At 73.6% G+C, this 16,718-nt stretch carries 18 protein-coding genes; 5 read left to right on the top strand and 13 right to left on the bottom strand.

Annotated elements, in window-relative coordinates; translation table 11 throughout:
• Positions 1-211: 211 nt before the first annotated feature.
• Genes CNO22_RS00715 through CNO22_RS00725 form a run of 3 tightly spaced genes read left to right on the top strand, consistent with a single transcriptional unit; the run spans position 212 to position 1,970 of the window.
• Positions 212-1,081, top strand: coding sequence for an LLM class F420-dependent oxidoreductase (locus tag CNO22_RS00715; RefSeq protein ID WP_100497436.1), 870 nt, complete (start codon positions 212-214; stop codon positions 1,079-1,081).
• Entirely contained in the window at positions 1,078-1,560 is a 483-nt protein-coding gene (locus tag CNO22_RS00720; protein WP_100497437.1) for a nuclear transport factor 2 family protein, read from the top strand. Before CNO22_RS00715 ends, CNO22_RS00720 begins: the two co-directional genes overlap by 4 nt.
• Positions 1,557-1,970 carry a nuclear transport factor 2 family protein gene (locus CNO22_RS00725; protein WP_100497438.1) on the top strand — a complete coding sequence of 138 codons (414 nt, stop codon included), beginning with the start codon at positions 1,557-1,559 and terminating at the stop codon, positions 1,968-1,970. The genes CNO22_RS00720 and CNO22_RS00725 overlap by 4 nt, the downstream gene beginning before the upstream one ends.
• On the opposite strand, the gene CNO22_RS00730 is transcribed toward CNO22_RS00725, so the two are convergent.
• Positions 1,967-2,725 (bottom strand): SDR family NAD(P)-dependent oxidoreductase, encoded by a 759-nt coding sequence (locus CNO22_RS00730; RefSeq protein ID WP_100497439.1) that lies wholly within the window; start codon positions 2,723-2,725, stop codon positions 1,967-1,969. The two genes, CNO22_RS00725 and CNO22_RS00730, sit on opposite strands and share 4 nt — an antisense overlap.
• Positions 2,726-2,949: 224 nt before the next feature.
• On the opposite strand from CNO22_RS00730, the gene CNO22_RS00735 reads away from it, so the two are divergent.
• Positions 2,950-3,414 carry a hypothetical protein gene (locus tag CNO22_RS00735; protein ID WP_100497440.1) on the top strand — a complete coding sequence of 155 codons (465 nt, stop codon included), beginning with the start codon at positions 2,950-2,952 and terminating at the stop codon, positions 3,412-3,414.
• 110 nt (positions 3,415-3,524) lie between these two features.
• Here CNO22_RS00735 and CNO22_RS00740 read toward each other — a convergent pair whose 3' ends face one another.
• Positions 3,525-4,721 carry an acetyl-CoA C-acetyltransferase gene (locus tag CNO22_RS00740; protein ID WP_100497441.1) on the bottom strand — a complete coding sequence of 399 codons (1,197 nt, stop codon included), beginning with the start codon at positions 4,719-4,721 and terminating at the stop codon, positions 3,525-3,527.
• A gap of 134 nt (positions 4,722-4,855) precedes the next feature.
• On the opposite strand from CNO22_RS00740, the gene CNO22_RS00745 reads away from it, so the two are divergent.
• Complete coding sequence (locus CNO22_RS00745) at positions 4,856-6,016, top strand: acetyl-CoA C-acetyltransferase (RefSeq protein ID WP_269799561.1); 1,161 nt, start codon at positions 4,856-4,858, stop codon at positions 6,014-6,016.
• Between the two features lie 44 nt (positions 6,017-6,060).
• Here CNO22_RS00745 and CNO22_RS00750 read toward each other — a convergent pair whose 3' ends face one another.
• Genes CNO22_RS00750 through CNO22_RS00800 form a run of 11 tightly spaced genes read right to left on the bottom strand, consistent with a single transcriptional unit; the run spans position 6,061 to position 16,562 of the window.
• Complete coding sequence (locus tag CNO22_RS00750) at positions 6,061-7,146, bottom strand: acyl-CoA dehydrogenase family protein (protein WP_100497442.1); 1,086 nt, start codon at positions 7,144-7,146, stop codon at positions 6,061-6,063.
• Positions 7,147-7,156: 10 nt separating this feature from the next.
• Positions 7,157-8,332 carry an acyl-CoA dehydrogenase family protein gene (locus tag CNO22_RS00755; RefSeq protein ID WP_100497443.1) on the bottom strand — a complete coding sequence of 392 codons (1,176 nt, stop codon included), beginning with the start codon at positions 8,330-8,332 and terminating at the stop codon, positions 7,157-7,159.
• Between the two features lie 2 nt (positions 8,333-8,334).
• Complete coding sequence (locus tag CNO22_RS00760) at positions 8,335-9,198, bottom strand: SDR family oxidoreductase (RefSeq protein WP_100497444.1); 864 nt, start codon at positions 9,196-9,198, stop codon at positions 8,335-8,337.
• Positions 9,195-10,070 (bottom strand): enoyl-CoA hydratase, encoded by an 876-nt coding sequence (locus CNO22_RS00765; RefSeq protein WP_100497470.1) that lies wholly within the window; start codon positions 10,068-10,070, stop codon positions 9,195-9,197. The genes CNO22_RS00760 and CNO22_RS00765 overlap by 4 nt, the downstream gene beginning before the upstream one ends.
• Positions 10,067-11,098 (bottom strand): acyl-CoA dehydrogenase family protein, encoded by a 1,032-nt coding sequence (locus tag CNO22_RS00770; RefSeq protein ID WP_100497445.1) that lies wholly within the window; start codon positions 11,096-11,098, stop codon positions 10,067-10,069. Before CNO22_RS00770 ends, CNO22_RS00765 begins: the two co-directional genes overlap by 4 nt.
• A 4-nt stretch (positions 11,099-11,102) precedes the next feature.
• Positions 11,103-12,233 (bottom strand): acyl-CoA dehydrogenase family protein, encoded by a 1,131-nt coding sequence (locus CNO22_RS00775; RefSeq protein ID WP_100497446.1) that lies wholly within the window; start codon positions 12,231-12,233, stop codon positions 11,103-11,105.
• A complete protein-coding gene (locus tag CNO22_RS00780) occupies positions 12,233-12,991 on the bottom strand; it encodes an enoyl-CoA hydratase family protein (protein ID WP_100497447.1) in 759 nt (252 codons plus the stop codon). Before CNO22_RS00780 ends, CNO22_RS00775 begins: the two co-directional genes overlap by 1 nt.
• A 44-nt stretch (positions 12,992-13,035) precedes the next feature.
• Complete coding sequence (locus CNO22_RS00785; protein ID WP_100497448.1) at positions 13,036-13,821, bottom strand: SDR family oxidoreductase; 786 nt, start codon at positions 13,819-13,821, stop codon at positions 13,036-13,038.
• Positions 13,814-14,896 (bottom strand): NAD(P)H-dependent flavin oxidoreductase, encoded by a 1,083-nt coding sequence (locus CNO22_RS00790; protein ID WP_100497449.1) that lies wholly within the window; start codon positions 14,894-14,896, stop codon positions 13,814-13,816. Before CNO22_RS00790 ends, CNO22_RS00785 begins: the two co-directional genes overlap by 8 nt.
• Positions 14,893-15,690, bottom strand: coding sequence for a CoA-transferase subunit beta (locus tag CNO22_RS00795; RefSeq protein ID WP_100497450.1), 798 nt, complete (start codon positions 15,688-15,690; stop codon positions 14,893-14,895). Before CNO22_RS00795 ends, CNO22_RS00790 begins: the two co-directional genes overlap by 4 nt.
• Complete coding sequence (locus CNO22_RS00800) at positions 15,687-16,562, bottom strand: CoA transferase subunit A (RefSeq protein ID WP_232806697.1); 876 nt, start codon at positions 16,560-16,562, stop codon at positions 15,687-15,689. The genes CNO22_RS00795 and CNO22_RS00800 overlap by 4 nt, the downstream gene beginning before the upstream one ends.
• Positions 16,563-16,718: the final 156 nt, after the last annotated feature.

Genomic DNA, 16,718 nt, shown 5'->3' on the forward strand with positions numbered 1-16,718 from the left:
ACTCCACGCTTCAGAACTGGAATGAATTCCTGTTCCATGGAAGCTACCAGCGAGCTGGGTCACACGGAACACCCCGCGGCTGATCGGTCCCTCCCGTCCCACCGGCGGCCTCCCGATCACCGGGAGGCCGCGCACCGGGGCGCCCGGCCTGCAGTAGCAATGACCGCGGACGGAGGACCGTCGAGGTCCCCGCCGGCCGGGAGGAGAATGCGTGCAGATCGGGATCGTGAGCCCCGTGGTGACGCTGGTGCCGGGAGCCCACTCGCCGTGGGAACGCAGCGCCGGCGTCCAGGAGCTGGGACTGGTCGCGGAAGCCGCCGACCGGCTGGGCTACGCGCACCTCACGTGCAGCGAGCACGTCGCCGTCCCCACGGACGTCGCGGAGACGCGCGGTGCCACGTACTGGGATCCGCTGGCGACCTTCGGTCACCTGGCCGCCCGCACCCGGCGGATCCGCTTCGCCACCCAGGTGCTGGTCGTCGGCTACCACCACCCCTTGGAGATCGCGAAGCGCTACGGGACCCTCGACCGGGTCAGCGGCGGCCGGCTCACCTTGGGCTTGGGCGTGGGCAGCCTCGAGGAGGAGTTCGCGCTGCTCGGCGTTCCGTTCGAGGAGCGCGGCCCCCGGGCCGATGACGCCATCGCCGCCCTGCGCGCTGCGCTGTCCCGCCGGGAGCCCGCCTACTCCGGGAAGTTCTACGACTTCTCCGGGTTCGTGGTGGAGCCGCACGCCGAGCAGGAGCGCGTGCCGCTGTGGATCGGCGGCCGCACGATGAAGTCTCTGCGGCGTGCGGTGACCGTCGGTGACGGATGGGTGCCGTTCGGGCTCTCCTTCGACGAGATGCGCGACATGCTGGCGGCAGCCGGGGTGCCCGACGGCTTCGACGTGGTGCTCTCGGCCGGCCGGGCACTGGACCCCATCGGGAACCCGGACCGGGTGCGGCACGCGCTCGACCGTCCCCGCGAGGCCGGCGCGACCACGGTGAACGTGGCACTGGCCGCCGACTCGGTCGGCCACTACTGCGAGCAACTGCACGCGCTGGCCGAGCTGGCCGGGCTCGACGTCCGGACGACGGCGTGAGCCCGGACCTCGAGGCACGGGTGGCCGCCCTCGAGGAGCGGCTGCTTCGGCTCGAGGACGAGCGGGCGGTGGCCCGGGTGGTCGCCGCCTACGGGCCGCTGGTGGACGGCGGCGACGCCGAGCGCGTCGCCGAGCTGTGGGAGCCCGCCGGCGTGTACGACGTCGACGAGCTGCTCATGACCGGCCGCGCGCAGATCGAGGCCATGGTGCGTTCCTCGGCGCACCAGGGCTGGATCGCCGGTGGCTGTGCCCACGTGGTCGGCCCGCCGCACGTCACCGTCACCGGCGACGCCGCGGTCGCGGTCTGCCACTCGCTGATGGTCGTGCACCAGGACGGGGTGTTCGTCGTCCGTCGGGCGACGGCCAACCGGTGGCGGCTGCGCCGGGGCGCCGAGGGCTGGCGCGTGGTCGAGCGCACCAATCGGGTGCTCGACGGCCGTGACGAGGCGCCCGAGCTGCTGCGCGACGGCGTTCGATGACCGCATCTGACGAGCGGGCGATCGAGGACGGCCTGTACCGCGTCGCCGCGGCGCTGGACGCCCGTGACTGGGCTGCGCTCGGGTCCGCGTTCACCCCCGAGGCGTGCGGTTACGGCGCGGCAGGACGGGACGCGATCGTGGCGCGGGTGCGGGCGCACCTGGGCGGGTGCGGACCCTCCCAGCACCTGCTCGGCAACGTACGGGTGAGGGTCGACGGGGACACGGCGTCGTCGCTGACCTACGCGCGGGTCCACCACGTCGGCGTCGGCGATCGGGCCGGCTCCTTCTACGAGTGCATGGGTGAGTACAGCGACACCTGGGCGCGGACGGCGGAGGGCTGGCAGCTCACCGGCCGCCGGTTCACCGTGACGATCGAACTCGGCGACCGCTCGGTGCTGCAACCGGGCTAGTCGAAGTTGGCCTGCCCGCCGTCGAGCGGCACGGTCGCGCCGGTCAGATAGCGCAGGGCCGGACTCACGATCGCGACGACGGCGCGGCCGATGTCCTGCTCGCAGTCGCCGATGTAGCCCAGGGGGATCGTCCTGGCGAACGCCTCGGCCTCCCCCGGGTTGGCCTCCACCCAGCCGGCGAGCCCCGGCGAGAGCGCGTGGGGGGCGATCGCGTTGACCCGGATGCCGTCCGGGCCCCACTCGTCGGCCGCGGCCCGCGTGAGTGAGCGGATGGCCCACTTGGCCGAGGCGTAGGCGCCGTAGGTGGACAGGTCCCAGCGGACCGTCGAGGAGCTGACCAGGTTGACCACGTTCCCGCGCCGCTCCTTGAGGTGGGGGTGCGCGGCCTTCATGAAGGCAAAGGTGGCGAACGGACCGCTGACGAAGCCGCGCTGGAACTTGCGGTCGCTCATCGACAGCAGAGGGCCATAGGCACCGACGTAGGCGTTGTTGACCTGGATGTCCAGGCCGCCGAACGCGGAGACGACGTCGGCGACGACCGCCGGGATGGCGTCAAGGTCGGTGACGTCGCACTCGACCGCCTCCGCCTTCACGCCGCGGGCGCGCAGCAGCTCGGCCGTGGCCTCGACCTTGGACAGGGTCCGACCCAGGACGGCGACGTCGCAGCCTTCTGCGGCGAGCGCGAGCGCGATGCCCTGGCCCACGCCCTGGCCCGCACCGGTGACCATGGCGACCTTGCCCTCGAGGATGCCCACGCCGCCATCGTGCGACGCGGTCCCGCAGTCGTCCGGCGGAACTCCCGCTGACCGGGAGTCGGCCGCCTCGTGATCCCTGCCCGCGTATCCACCTGTCCGGGTGGAGCTCGACGCAGCTCCCAGGCGCGGTCGTGGACGGGCAGCGGGTACCTATGTCGACCCGGTGGCGGCGGCCGAGCAGGCGACCTGTGTCGGGACGGGACGCCGGGGTACGGACCCTCACCATGCCGAACAAGCAGGTGTCGACCGGAGACATGGTCGTGCGCGGCGTTGTCGCAGGAGTGGCCGGAACCGTCGTCATGACCACCTTCCAGAAGCTGGTGGAGATGCCGCTCACCATGCGTGGGGACAGCTACGCCCCCGCCGACTTCGCGGAGAAGGTGACGCCGGTGCGCGCCAGCTCTCCGGAGGGTCGCCGACGCCTGAACTGGGTCACCCACTTCGCGCTCGGGACCATGTGGGGCGCGGCCTACGGCATCGCTGCCGCCCGTGGCGTGCGCGGTCAGAAGGCCGTCAACGCCGTGTTCAGCGTGGTCTACGTCGGGGACGTAGCACTCAACACGGCTCTGCGGCTGTACCGCCCGCTGCAGTGGTCGCCGAAGGACGTGGTCATCGACGTCTTGGACAAGTACGTGCAGGCCCAGGGCACCGGTGCGGTGTTCGACCGCGTCCTCGACCCGGCGAGGTAGGTGAGCCGGCCACCCTCACGGTGGATAGCTGAACGTGCGGGCAGCAAATCACACATTGCTGCCGAACTCTCAGCCGCTGATGGCCGCGAGTCCGACGCATCCGGGCGTGCTCAGCTGAGGCGCTCGAGCACCATCGCCATGCCCTGTCCGCCCGCGGCGCACATGGTCTCTAGGCCGATCGAGCCGTCGCGGGCGCGCAGACCGTTGAGCAGCGTCACCGTCAGCCGGGCGCCGGTCATGCCGAAGGGGTGGCCCACGGCGATCGCGCCACCGTGCGGGTTGACCCGCTCCACGTCCAGTCCGAGGTCATCGACCGAGGGCAGCACCTGCGCGGCGAAGGCCTCGTTGATCTCACAGACGTCGACGTCGGCGGCGGCCATGCCGGCCAGCGCCAGGGCGCGGCGCGAGGCCTCGACCGGCCCCAGGCCCATGATCTCCGGCGACAGCGCACTCACGCCGGTCGAGACGATCCGGGCCAGGGGCTCGATGCCCAGCTCACGGGCACGGACGTCGCTCATCAGCACCAGGGCGGCCGCACCGTCGTTGAGCGGGCAGCAGTTGCCAGCGGTGACCGTACCGTCCTCGCGGAACACCGGCTTCAGCGAGGACAGCGCCTCGAGCGTCGTCCCCGCGCGCGGGGTGTCGTCGGCCGAGACCACGGTGCCGTCAGGCAGCGTGACCGGGGTGATCTCGCGGGCGTAGAACCCGTCGGCGATCGCCTTCTCGGCGCGGTTCTGGCTCAGCACCGCGAACTCGTCCTGGGCCTCGCGAGTGACCCGCCGCAGCCGCGCGACGTTCTCCGCCGTCTGCCCCATGGCGATGTAGGGGTCCGGCAGCAGCCCGTCGATCCGCGGGTCGGACCAGTCGCCTGTGCGCTCGGCGGAGTCGGAGAACCGCGGGTTGCGGGTATCGGGCATCCCGTCGGACTTGCCGAACGCATACCGCGACACCATCTCCACGCCCGCGGAGACGACGACCTGGGCCTCGCCGGCGCGGATCGCATGCACGGCCATGCGGGTGCTCTGCAGCGAGGAGGCGCAGTAGCGCTGCACCGTCGTCCCGGGGACGCCGTCCTGGCCGAGCAGCAGCGCGGTGATGCGCCCCAGACCGTAGCCCTGCTCCCCCGCCGGCTGGCCGCAGCCCATGATCAGGTCGTCGATCTCGGCGGGGTCGAGCGTGGGCACCTGGTCCAGCGCCGCCTGCACGATCGTCGCGGCGAGGTCGTCGGCGCGCAGCTCGCGCAGCGATCCCTTGAAGGCGCGGCCGATCGGCGACCGGGCCGCGGCGACGAGCACTGCTTCGGGCATCGGATGTCTCTCCTTCGTCGTCCCACCCACCGGGCGACCGCGCCCGCAGGAACGGCCGGGGACGAAAACTAGGTCACTCCCGGGCGGCCGGTCGGCCGCATCCCGGTGACCGGCACGGCAGGAGGACGACACCCATGGCTCGCACGATCGGCACCGCCTACCTCGTCGAGGCGGTGCGCACCCCGGTGGGACGGCGCGGTGGCGGCCTGGCCGCCCTCCACTCCGCGGACCTCGGCGCGCACGTGTTGCAGGAGCTGGTGTCGCGGGCCGGCGTCGACCCCGCGGCGGTGGACGACGTCGTCTTCGGCTGCGTGGACACCATCGGCTCGCAGGCCGGCGACATCGCCCGCACCGCCTGGCTGGCCGCGGGCCTGCCCGAGGAGGTACCCGGCGTCACCGTCGACCGGCAGTGCGGCTCCTCGCAGCAGGCGGTGCACTTCGCCGCCCAGGCCGTGCTCTCGGGCACCGCGGACCTCGTGGTCGCCGGCGGCGTGCAGAACATGAGCGCGCTGCCGATCAGCAGCGCGATGACCGCCGGGCAGGAGTACGGCTTCTCCGACCCGTTTTCCGGATCGGTCGGCTGGCGGGCCCGGTACGGCGACCAGCCGGTCGACCAGATCCGGTCGGCCGAGATGATCGCCGAGAAGTGGTCGATCAGCCGCGCGGACATGGAGGAGTTCTCCGTCGAGAGCCACCTGCGCGCGCTGCGAGCCCGGGCCGAGGGGCGCTTCGACCGCGAGATCACCCCGATCGCCGGCGTCGAGCACGACGAGGGCCCGCGCGAGCCCAACTGGGAGAAGATTCGCTCGCTCAAGCCGGTGCGCGAGGGCGGGTTGGTCACCGCCGCCGTTTCCAGCCAGATCTCCGACGGCGCCGCCGCGCTGCTGGTGGCCAGCGAGGACGCGGTGCGCGAGCACGGGCTCATCCCGCGGGCGCGGATCGTGCACGTGTCGGTGCGCGGCGCGGACCCCGTGTGGATGCTCACCGCCCCCATCCCGGCGACCGCCCACGCCCTGGACAGGGCCGGGCTCACCCTCGACGACATCGACCTGGTCGAGATCAACGAGGCGTTCGCGTCCGTCGTCCTGGCGTGGCAGAAGGAGACCGGCGCCGACCTGTCCAAGGTCAACGTCAACGGGGGCGGGATCGCCCTCGGTCACCCGCTCGGCGCGACCGGCGCCCGGTTGATGACGACGCTGCTGCACGAGCTGGAGCGCACCGGTGGTCGCTTCGGCCTGCAGACGATGTGCGAGGGCGGCGGCCAGGCCAACGTCACCATCGTCGAGCGTCTCTGACACCACTCCTCGGGGCAGGGACGGTGCGTTCCTGCCCCGAGGGGTCAGAGGCCGGCGGCGGGCGCCAGGACCCGGCGCAGCTGCTCCGCCGACCCACCCGTGTGCTGCACGTGCGCGGCCCGCTTCAGCCACAGATGCGCGTCGTGCTCCCAGGTGATCGCGATGCCGCCGTGCAGCTGGATCGCTTCCCCGGCGACGTCGGCCAGCGTCTGCGCGCAGACGACCTTCGCCAGCGGCGCGACCACGGGCAGCTCCTCGGGCGCCGACGCAACGACCAGCGCAGCGTAGCGGGCGGTCGACGCCGCCGCCTCCACCGCGGTGAATAGGTCGGCCGCTCGGTGCCGCAGCGCCTGGAACGAGCCGAGCGCCCGGCCGAATTGGACGCGGGTGCGCAGGTGCTCGACGGTGCGCTCCAGCGCCCGGCGCGCCGTTCCCGCCGCCTCGCAGGCCGCGGCCACGGCGGCCACGTCCCGCGCGAACGCCACGGCGTCGGCACCGCCCACACGCACCGCCGGCACGCCAACGAGCGCAAGGTCCGCGGCGCGGCGGGTCCGGTCCAGGAGCGGCACGTCGGCCCGCGTCAGCCCCGGGGCATCGTCGGCGACGGCGAACAGCGCCTCGCCCTCGCCGTTCACCGCCGCCACGAGCAGCACGTCGGCGGACCCGCCGTCGGCGACCGCCGCCTTGGTGCCGGTCAGCAGCGGGCCTGCGGCACCCGGCGAGGCCGTGCAGCCCACCCGCGGCGGCCACGACCGGTCGCCCGGCTCGATCAGCGCGAGCGCGCCGACCGCCCCGTCCACCAGCGCCGGCAGCAGGTCGGCGCCGCCGAACCGGGCGAGGACCTCGGCGACGACGACGGTGGAGGCGTAGGGCGCCGGCAGCAGCGAGGCACCGACCTCCTCCAGGACGACGGCCACCTCGGCGAATGTGGCGCCGGCACCGCCCTGTGCCTCGGGGACCGCGAGCGTGGTCAGCCCGAGCTCCCCGGTCAGCTGCGCCCACAGCCGCTCGTCCCGGCCCAGCGGCGACTCCATGGCAGCGCGGACGGCAGCGGAGTCGACCTGCTTGGCCAGCAGGGAGCCGACGGCGTCGCGCAGGTCGCGCTGCTCGTCGGTCAGCGAGAGGTCCATCGCGGCCTCCTCAGGCGCGGTCGCGGGGCAGGCCGAGGTGGCGCTCGGCGAGGACGTTGCGCTGGACCTCGTTCGAGCCGCCGTAGATGGTGTCGGCCCGGCTGAACAGGAACAGCCGCTGCTCGTCGGTCAGCTCGTACGGCAATCCACCGGTGACGGCGGCGGACGGCCCTTCCACCGCCATCGCCAGCTCACCCAGACGCCGGTGCCAGTTGGCCCACAGGAGCTTGGAGACGCTGGCCGCCCACGGCGCCTCGCGGGCGGCGTCGGCCCCGAGCGTGCGCAGTGCGGTGTGCCGCATGACCTGCAGGTCCACCCATGCCGAGACGATCCGGTCGGCGAGCACCGGGTCGTCGGCGGCACCGTTGGCCCGGGCCCGCGCGGTGATGGCCGCGAACTCCCGGGCGAAGCCGATCTGCTGGCCCAGGGTGGAGACGCCGCGCTCGAAGCCGAGCAGGCTCATCGCCACCCGCCAGCCCTCGCCGGGCTCCCCCACGACGTCGCCGGCCGCGGCCACCGCACCGTCGAGGAACACCTCGTTGAACTCCGAGGTGCCGGTGAGCTGCACGATCGGGCGCACGGTGATGCCCGGCTGGTCCATCGGCACGAGCAGGAACGACAGCCCCGCGTGCCGCTGCGAGCCGGGCTCGGTGCGGGCGAGGACGAAGCACCAGTCGGCGACGTGCGCCAGCGACGTCCAGATCTTCTGCCCGGTGATCAACCACCGGCCGTCGAGCACCGCCCGGGTGCTCACGTTGGCCAGGTCCGAGCCGGCGTCGGGCTCGGAGTAGCCCTGGCACCACATGACCTCGCCGGCGGCGACGCCGGGGACGAAGCGCGCCTTCTGCTCCTCGGTGCCGTGCGCCAGCAGGGTGGGCACGAGCAGTTGCTCGCCGATGTGGCCGAGCCGGCCGGGCGCGGCAGCGCGGGCGTACTCCTCGTGGAAGACCACCTGCTGCGACAGGCTCAGCGCCCGGCCGTAGCGGTCGTCGGGCCAGCCGACGCCGATCCAGCCGGCCTCGCCGAGCCGCCGCTCCCAGGCGGCCCGCTGCTCGAGGTGCTCGTGCTCACGGCCCGGCCCCCCGCTGCCGCGCAGCGCCGCGAAGTCGCCCGAGAGCTGGGTCTCGAGCCAGTCGCGCACCTCGGCCCGGAACTCGGCGTCGGTGCGGCTGTCGCGCGGCCCCACGGTCAGGCGCCGTACACCGGGGTCGGCGGCTCCGCCTCGGACAGGAGGTCCTTCACCACCGGGCCGAGCTCGCCGACTCGCCAGCGGCGGCCGGCGGAGCGGCGCGGCCCGAATCGCCAGCCGTCGCAGATGCCCACCCGGTCGGCCTCCACCTCGAACACCCGCCCGGTCACGAAGCCGGACTCCTCGCCGGCCAACCAGACCACCAGCGGCGAGACGTTGGCCGGGTCCATGGCGTCGAACCCGCTCTCCGGCCTGGCCATCGTCTCGGCGAACACCGCCTCGGTCATCGGCGTGCGTGCGGCCGGGGCCAGGGCGTTGACGGTCACCCCGTACCGGGCCAGCTCCACGGCCGCGACCTGGGTGAGCGCGACGACACCGGCCTTGGCGGCGGCGTAGTTCCCCTGGCCCACGCTGCCCATGAGCCCGGCACCGGAGCTGGTGTTGACGATCCGGGCGTCGACCGGCTCCCCCGCCTTGCTGCGCTCGCGCCAGTGGGCCGCGGCGTGCCGGAGCGGGCAGAAGTGGCCCTTCAGGTCGACGCGGACGACGTCGTCCCACTCGGCCTCGCTCATCCCGACCAGCATGCGGTCGCGGACGATGCCGGCGTTGTTCACCAGCGCGTCGAGGCGGCCGAAGGCGTCGACCGCCGCGCCGACCAGGCCCTCGGCCGCCGACCAGTCCGCGACGTCGCACGGGTGACCCACGGCCCGGCCCCCGGCCGCCCGGATCTCCTCGGCGACGGCGTGCGCGGCGTCGCCGACGTCGTTGACCACGACGTCGAAGCCGGCCCGGCCGAGGGCGAGGGCGTGCGCCCGGCCCAGGCCCTGGCCGGCGCCGGTGACGATGACGGAACGGGCGCTCACTTGCTCTCCTGGAGGGTCGTCTCGGCGGAGCGGCGGGCCTCGCGCATCGAGCGGGCGTCGTGCCCGGCGAGGGAGTCGGCGCCGACCTCGGCGTTGTGCGCGTGGGCGACGTGGTGCAGGCCGAAGACGGAGTCCATCCCGGCGTGCTGGCCCATGAGGTCCTCGGCCTGGTTGATCGCCCTCTTGGTCAGGGCCAGGCCCAGCCGCGGCATGGTGGCGATCCGGCCGGCGAGGTCGGCGACCTCGACGGCCAGTTGCTCGCGGGGGACGACACGGTTGACCATCCCCCACTCCTTGGCGCGGGCGGCGTCCACCCGCTCGCCGAGGTAGAGGAACTCCTTGGCCTGCCGGGCGCCCATCACCCAGGGGTGGGCGAAGTACTCGACGCCGGGGATGCCCATGCGCACGACCGGGTCGGCGAAGAAGGCGTCGTCGGAGGCGACGATGAAGTCGCAGACCCAGGCGAGCATGAGGCCGCCGGCGATGCAGGCGCCCTGGACCTGGGCGATGACCGGCTTGGGCAGCTCCCGCCAGCGGCGGCACATGCCCAGGTACACCTCGGACTCGCGGGCGAAGCGCAGCTCGGCGCCGCTCTTGCCCACGTGGTCCCACCACAGCCCGGCCTTCCGGTCGAACGAGGTGTCGACGTCGCGGCCCGGGGTGCCGATGTCGTGCCCGGCGCTGAAGTGCCTGCCGGCGGCGCGCAGCACGACGACCTTCACCTCGTCGTCGGCGGCGGCGTCGTAGAACGCGCGGTCGAGGGCGTAGGTCATGGCCGAGTTCTGCGCGTTGCGGTACTCGGGCCGGTTCAGCGTCACGTAGGCGACCGAGTCGGCCACCTCGTAGAGCACCGGCGACTGGGGCTCGGTCATCGGGCGGCCTCCCACGGCAGGACGGACGGGTCGACGGCGGGCGGCAGGCCGAGCGAATCGGCGACGACGGCCCGGTGGTGGTCCTCTCTCCCCCAGCCGGCGGCCAGCGCCCAGGCGCGCTTCACGTAGAGATGCAGGTCGTACTCGACGGTGTAGCCGATCGCCCCGTGCGCCTGGATGGTCGTGCGGGCGGCCCGCTCGGCCGTGCGCGACGCCATCGCCTTGGCGGCGGCGACGTGCGCCCGCGCCGCGGGGTCGCCGGCGGCCAGCGAGACGGCCGCGCGCTGCACGACCGGCAGGGTGAAGCGGACGTCGAGCAGGACGTTCGCCAGCATGTGCTTGACCGCCTGCTGGCTGCCGATCGGGACGCCGAACTGCGTGCGGGCCCTGGCGTGCGCGACGGCCATGTCCAGCTGCCGGTGCACGAGCCCGACCAGCTGCGCGGCGGCGGCCAGCGCCCCGCGCAGCCAGGCGCGCTCCAGGTCCGCGGGATCGGCGCTCACGACCGCGCCGCCCGCAGGAGTTCGGGCGGCAGTCCGGCTGCCGTCGACCGTGGCCACCCGTTCCAGCGACACCCCGGTGAGGTCGAGCAGCCGCAGCTTGGTGCCCGCGCGCACCAGCGCCCGGTCGCTGCAGCCGGCCCAGGGCAGGACACCGGAACCCGACAGCTCGGCGGTGCCGACGAGGTCCCCGGCGACCAGCCCGGCGAGGTCCCCGCCACCCCGGCCGGCGAGCAGCGGAACGAGCACCGCCACCGTCTCGGCGATCGGCAGCGGCACCGCGGCGCGGCCCACCTCCACGAACAGCGGCACCAGGTCGACCTCGGTGAGGCCGAGCCCGCCGTCGTCGTCGGGCAGCACGGCGCCGAGCAGCCCCAGGTCGGCAAGCTGCCGCCAGAGGCCGAGGCGTGCCTTGTCCCCCTCGGGGCCCCAGGCGGCACGGACGACGTCGGGCGGGCAGGCATCGGCGAGCAGCTCGCGGACGGCGGCGGCGAGTTCGACCTGGTCGAGGGTGGGAGCGAACCTCACGCGGTCACCTCCGTGGCAGGCCGAGCAGCCGCTCGGCGACGATGGAGCGCTGGATCTCGTTGGTGCCGGCGTAGATGGGCCCGGAGAGGCTGAACATGTGGCCGCGGCTCCACGGCGCGTCGACCTCGGCCTCGAGCCCGAGCAGCCCCAGAGCCGTCTCGTGCAGCGCGATGTCGAGCTCGGACCAGTAGAGCTTGTTGAGGCTGGACTCCGCGCCCGGGTTGCGGCCCTCGACGAGGTCGGTGACCTGGGCGAGGGTGAACAACTGGTAGGCCTCGGCGCGCAGGTGCGCCTCGACCACACCGTCCCGGGCGGCGGCGGTCAGCGAGCCAGCCCGGTCGACGGCCAGCTCCCGCAACCGCTCGGCGGCGGCGAGGAACCGGCCGGGCGAGCGCAGGGTGAGCCCCCGCTCGGAGCCGGTGGTGGCCATGGCCACCGACCAGCCCTGGCCGACGCCGCCGAGCACGGCGGAGTCGGGGACGACGACGTCGTCGAAGAACACCTCGGCGAAGCCCTCGTCCCCGTCGAGCCGGCCGAAGCCGCGCACGGTGACGCCCGGGGTGTCCAGCGGGACCAGCAGATAGGTGAGCCCGGCGTGCCGGGAGACCTCCGGGTCGGTGCGGAAGAGCCCGAACAGGTGGGTGCAGAACGCGCCACGCGTCGTCCAGGTCTTCTGCCCGTTGATCTTCCAGCCGCCGTCGACCTTCTCGGCGCGGCTGCTGATCCCGGCCAGGTCGCTGCCGGCACCCGGCTCAGACCAGCCCTGGCACCAGAGCTGCTCGGCGGCGGCCATCCTCGGCAGGATCTCGTCCTGCTGCTCCGGCGTCCCGAAGGCGAAGACCGTGGGCGCGAGCAGGAAGATCCCGTTCTGGGTGACCCGCTGCGGGGCCCCGGCCCGGTAGTACTCCTCCTCGAAGATCAGCCACTCCCACAGCGAGGCGTCGCGACCGCCGTAGCGCTCGGGCCAGGAGACGACCGCCCAGCGGTCGGCGAACAGCCGGCGCTCCCACTCCAGGTGCGCGGCGAACCCCTCGCGGGTGTCGCCGGAGGGCAGTCCGTGCGGCACGTTGGCCTCCAGCCAGGCTCGCGCCTCGGCCCGGAACGCTTCCTCGGCCGGGGACCAGGTCAGGTCCATCAGCGACCGGCCCCGGAGCCGAAGCCCTCGCGCACCTGCGACGCGGTGCCCGACAGGTTGAGCTCGAAGGTGAAGCCCTGCTCGTAGCGGTAGCTGCGCTTGACGTCCCACAGGTCGATGCCGTTGAGCGCCTCCTTGGCGGCGCGGATCACCGTGGGGTTCTTGGCCGCGATCGAGCCGGCCACCTCGAACGCCTTCGCGCGCAGTTCGCCGTGCGGTACCACCGCCCACACCGAGCCGAAGGCGTGTAGCTGGGCCGCCGTGGCGGTCGTTGAGGTGTAGAACATCGCCCGCATCAGGTGCTGCGGAACCAGCCGGGACAGGTGCGTGGCCGCGCCCAGGGCGCCGCGGTCGACCTCGGGGAGCCCGAAGGTGGCGTCGTCGCTGGCCACGATGACGTCGGCGTTGCCGACCAGTCCGATACCGCCGCCGAGGCAGAAGCCGTGCACGGCCGCGACCACCGGGACCGGACAGTCGTACACGGCGGCGAAGGCCGCGTAGCACCCGCGGTTGGCGCCGATGATCGCCGAGTGGTCGGGGCTGGCCTGCACCTCCTTGATGTCCACGCCGGCGTTGAAACCGCGGCCCTGGGCACGCAGCACCACCGCCCGGGTCGCCGGGTCGCGGCCCAGCTCCCAGAGCGCGTCTGCGACGGCGTACCAGCCCGCGACGGTCAGCGCGTTGACCGGTGGTGCATCCATGACCACCTCGGCGATGCCGTTCGGGTCGGCCCTCTCATACCGGACTCCGGTGTCCATCGATCCCTCTCCGCTCTGCCGATCGCGCGAGCTCGCGAGCCCGCTCACGGGTGCTGGCTGCTGACGGACACGACCTCGCCGGTCATGTAGGTGGAGTAGTCGCTGGCCAGGAAGACGATGACGTTTGCGACCTCCCAGGGCTCGGCCGCGCGGCCGAACGCCTCCCCGTCGCTGAGCCGGTCGAGCAGCTCGTCGCTGGTCACCTTGGCCAGGAACGGGTGCATGGCGATGCTGGGTGAGACGGCGTTGACCCGGACCCCCTGCCGGGCGACGTCCATCGCGGTGCAGCGGGTGAGCGCCATGACGCCGGCCTTGGCCGCGGCGTAGTGCGCCTGCCCCGGCTGAGCGCGCCAGCCGATGACGGAGGCGTTGTTCACGATCACGCCCGAGCCGCGGCCGGCCATGTGCCGGAGCACTTCGCGGGTCATCCGGAAGGTGCCGGTGAGCGTGACGTCGAGGACGGACGCCCACTGCTCGTCGGTCATTTCCAGGATGCTCGCGGTGCCGCCGAGCCCGGCGTTGTTGACCAGGACGTCGAGACCGCCGAACGCGTCGAGAGTCCCCTCCACCAGCGCGGTCACCTGCGCCTGGTCGGTGACGTCACACGGGATCGCGAGGACGTCGGTGTCGAACTCCTTTGTCAGCAGCTCGGCGGTCTCGGCCAGGCGCCGCTCGTGCCGGTCGCTGATCGCGACGCGGGCGCCCTCCTCCAGGCAGCGGCGGGCGGTGGCCGAGCCGATGCCGGTGCCGGCGGCCGCGGTGATCAGCACCGCCTTGCCGTCGAGCAGGGCGTGACCGGCGGGCGGCGTGGGCACGCGAGGCTCAGACACCGGCCACCTCCGGGGCGGGAGCGGTCAGGCCGGCGAGCACCTCGGAGGCCTGGGCGACGATGCGGTCGATGAGCTCCGCGCAGCTGGGCAGGTCGTCGATCAGGCCGGCGACCTGGCCGCTGGCCAGGCTGCCGACGTCGACGCGGCCCTCCACCATGCCGGTGCGGATCATCATCGGGGTGTTCGCGGCCATGAGGACCTGGTCCCAGGACAGGCCGCGGCTCTTCCGCATCGCGAGGCCCTCGCGCACGATCGCCGGCCAGGAGCCGCCGGTCTCGCGCTTGAGCGCCACGGCGCTGCGCACGGACGACGGCAGCCGGGACAGCCGCCGCCCGGCCGTCAGCTGCTGGACCATCGGTGTGCGCAGGACCCGCTGCGGCACACCGTCGATGGCGTCGGTGACGACGGTGCCGTCGACGGCGGAGTCCAGGTAGGCCCGCTTCACCTGCGCGGGCACCGTCGAGTCCGACGTCAACAGGAAGCGGGTGCCCATCGCGATGCCCTCGGCGCCGTAGGCCAGCGCCGCGACCAGCCCGCGGCCGTCGAAGAAGCCGCCGGCGGCGATCACCGGGATGTCGACGGCGTCGACCACCTGCGGCAGCAGCAGCGTGGTGGCGACCTGTCCGGTGTGCCCGCCGCCCTCGCCGCCCTGCACGAGCACCGCGTCGGCGCCCATGGCCTGCACCTTCTCCGCGTGCCGGCGGGCTCCGACCGACGGGATGACGACGACGCCAGCGTCCTTGAGCACGCCGATGACCTCGGCCCTGGGCGCGAGCGCGAAGGAGGCGACCCTCACCCCCTCGCGGATCAGGGTGCGGGCGCGGTCCAGCGCGTCGGGGGCGTCGCCGCGGACGTTGACGCCGAACGGGGCGTCGGTGCTCTCCTTGACCGCGCGGATCGCCGCCAGCATGTCCTCCGGCGACAGGGTGGCGCTGGCGATGATGCCCAGGCCGCCGGCGGCGGCGGTGGCCGCGGTGAGCTCGGGTCCGGAGACCCAGCCCATGCCGGTCTGCACGATCGGGTGGCGCACGCCGGTCAGCTCGGTGAGCCGGGTGTGCAGCCGCGGGTGGGTCACGCGCGCACCTCCTTCTCCCGCAGCCCGCGCGGGTCGACGACCTCGCGGATGACGCGCAGCTCCTCGCCGGTGGGCAGCCGGCTCACGGGCACCTCGACCGGGATGTCGAGGGCGAAGCCGGTGGTGGCGACGACCTCGTCGACCGTGACGCCGGGGTGCACCGAGACCAGGCGCGCGCAGTGGTCGGGCCCGCCGAAGTCCAGGACGGCGAGGTTCGTGACCACCCGGCGGATGTCGAGGTCGCGCTCGACGTCGCCGCCCACGGCGCGGGCGCGGTCGTAGCCGACCCCGGCGACCATGTCGACCCGCTCTACGAAGACGCGGGTCGAGTGGCGGGGCACCCAGTAGCTGGTCGGGTGGTTGACGGTGTTGCCGGGGGCGCCGCGCACACCGAGCAACTGCCGGGTGGGCCGCGCGAAGTCACCCAGGGCGGAGATGTTGGCGTTGCCGAACCGATCGATCTGGCTCGGGCTCATCATCACGTGCCGCTTGCCCGACCAGAGCAGGTCGAAGATCCTCCGGAACGGGACGTACCCCTCCACCGCGTCGGCCGGCGGGGTCTCACCGATCGCCCAGGTGCCGGCGATGAGCTTGGACTCGCCGTCGGAGAGCAGCAGGTCGGGCTCGAAGGTGGCCCGCGCGGTGCGGGCGGCGATGGTCGGGACCGTGAGCATCGGGCTGGCGAGGATCTCGCCGTCCCCGCGCCAGGCGTCGGCGCAGGCGGCGATGCAGACCTCGGCGCGGGTCACGGTCGCGGCGTCCACCTCGGGACGCACGTCCTCCTGCACGCTCATCGGACGGCCTCCAGGCTCTGCGTGGCGAACTGCGCGACCGCGGCCTGGTAAGCGGCCTCGTCGCCGGACAGGAAGCGGGCGGTGAACGCGGCCCAGGCCTCAGGGTCGGCGGCCGCCTGCGCATACTCGCGCTGGAAGGCCTCGTCTCGGCCGTAGTCGGGCTCGCAGGTGGTGAAGTGCGCCCCGTTCGGGGCCTCGACGACGCCGCGGACGTCCGAGCGCCGGACCAGCAGCGACTGGACGGGCCCGGCGGCGGTCAGCTCCGTCGTCGGCACGATCCGCTCGCAGGAGACGTAGGCGCGCTCCGCAGCACCGCAGAACAGGTCGTCGAAGTAGCCGTCGGGACCCAGGTACTGGGCGTTGCCCGCGGCGTCGGCGCGGTTGAGATGCACCAGCGCCGCGTCCAGGTTCAGCGCGGGGACGGCGAGGTACTCGGTCCCGTCGGCGTAGGGCGAGGTGACCAGCTTCAGGTCGGGGTTGACGGCGGGGACGTCGGAGCCGAGCCCGGAGCGCAGCGGCAGGAACGACAGCCGGGACGCCGCGGCGTACAGCCCCCACTGGAGCATGCCCTCGTCCCACTCGCTGACGGTGACCGCGCCACTCTCGCGGGCCGCCCGGAAGTGCGGCTCCAGCGGGATGGAATCGAGAGAGACGAACCCGTAGACCAGGTGCTTTACCTTGCCGGCGGCCAGCAGCAGGCCGACGTCGGGGCCGCCGTAGGACACGATCGTCAGGTCGCGCAGGTCCGACCGCAGGATCGCCCGCACCAGCGACATCGGCTTGCGCCGCGAGCCCCAGCCGCCGATTCCGATGGTCATGCCCGGGCGCAGCTCGGCCACCACCTCGTCCTCGGTCATCCGCTTGTCGGTCACCGGTCTCCTTCCGCACGGTTCGGCACCCCGTCGTCCGGACGCTAGGAAGGCCGGGCGGGACCGGCCGCCGGCCCGACCGGTGAGTGGGCGCGATCGGCATCATCGGCGGCTGCCGCCTCCCGGACGACGGTCCCGCCCACTCAGCGGGACCGGCCC

The organism is Geodermatophilus chilensis, from assembly GCF_002802985.1.
In the GTDB taxonomy this organism is placed as follows: domain Bacteria; phylum Actinomycetota; class Actinomycetes; order Mycobacteriales; family Geodermatophilaceae; genus Geodermatophilus; species Geodermatophilus chilensis.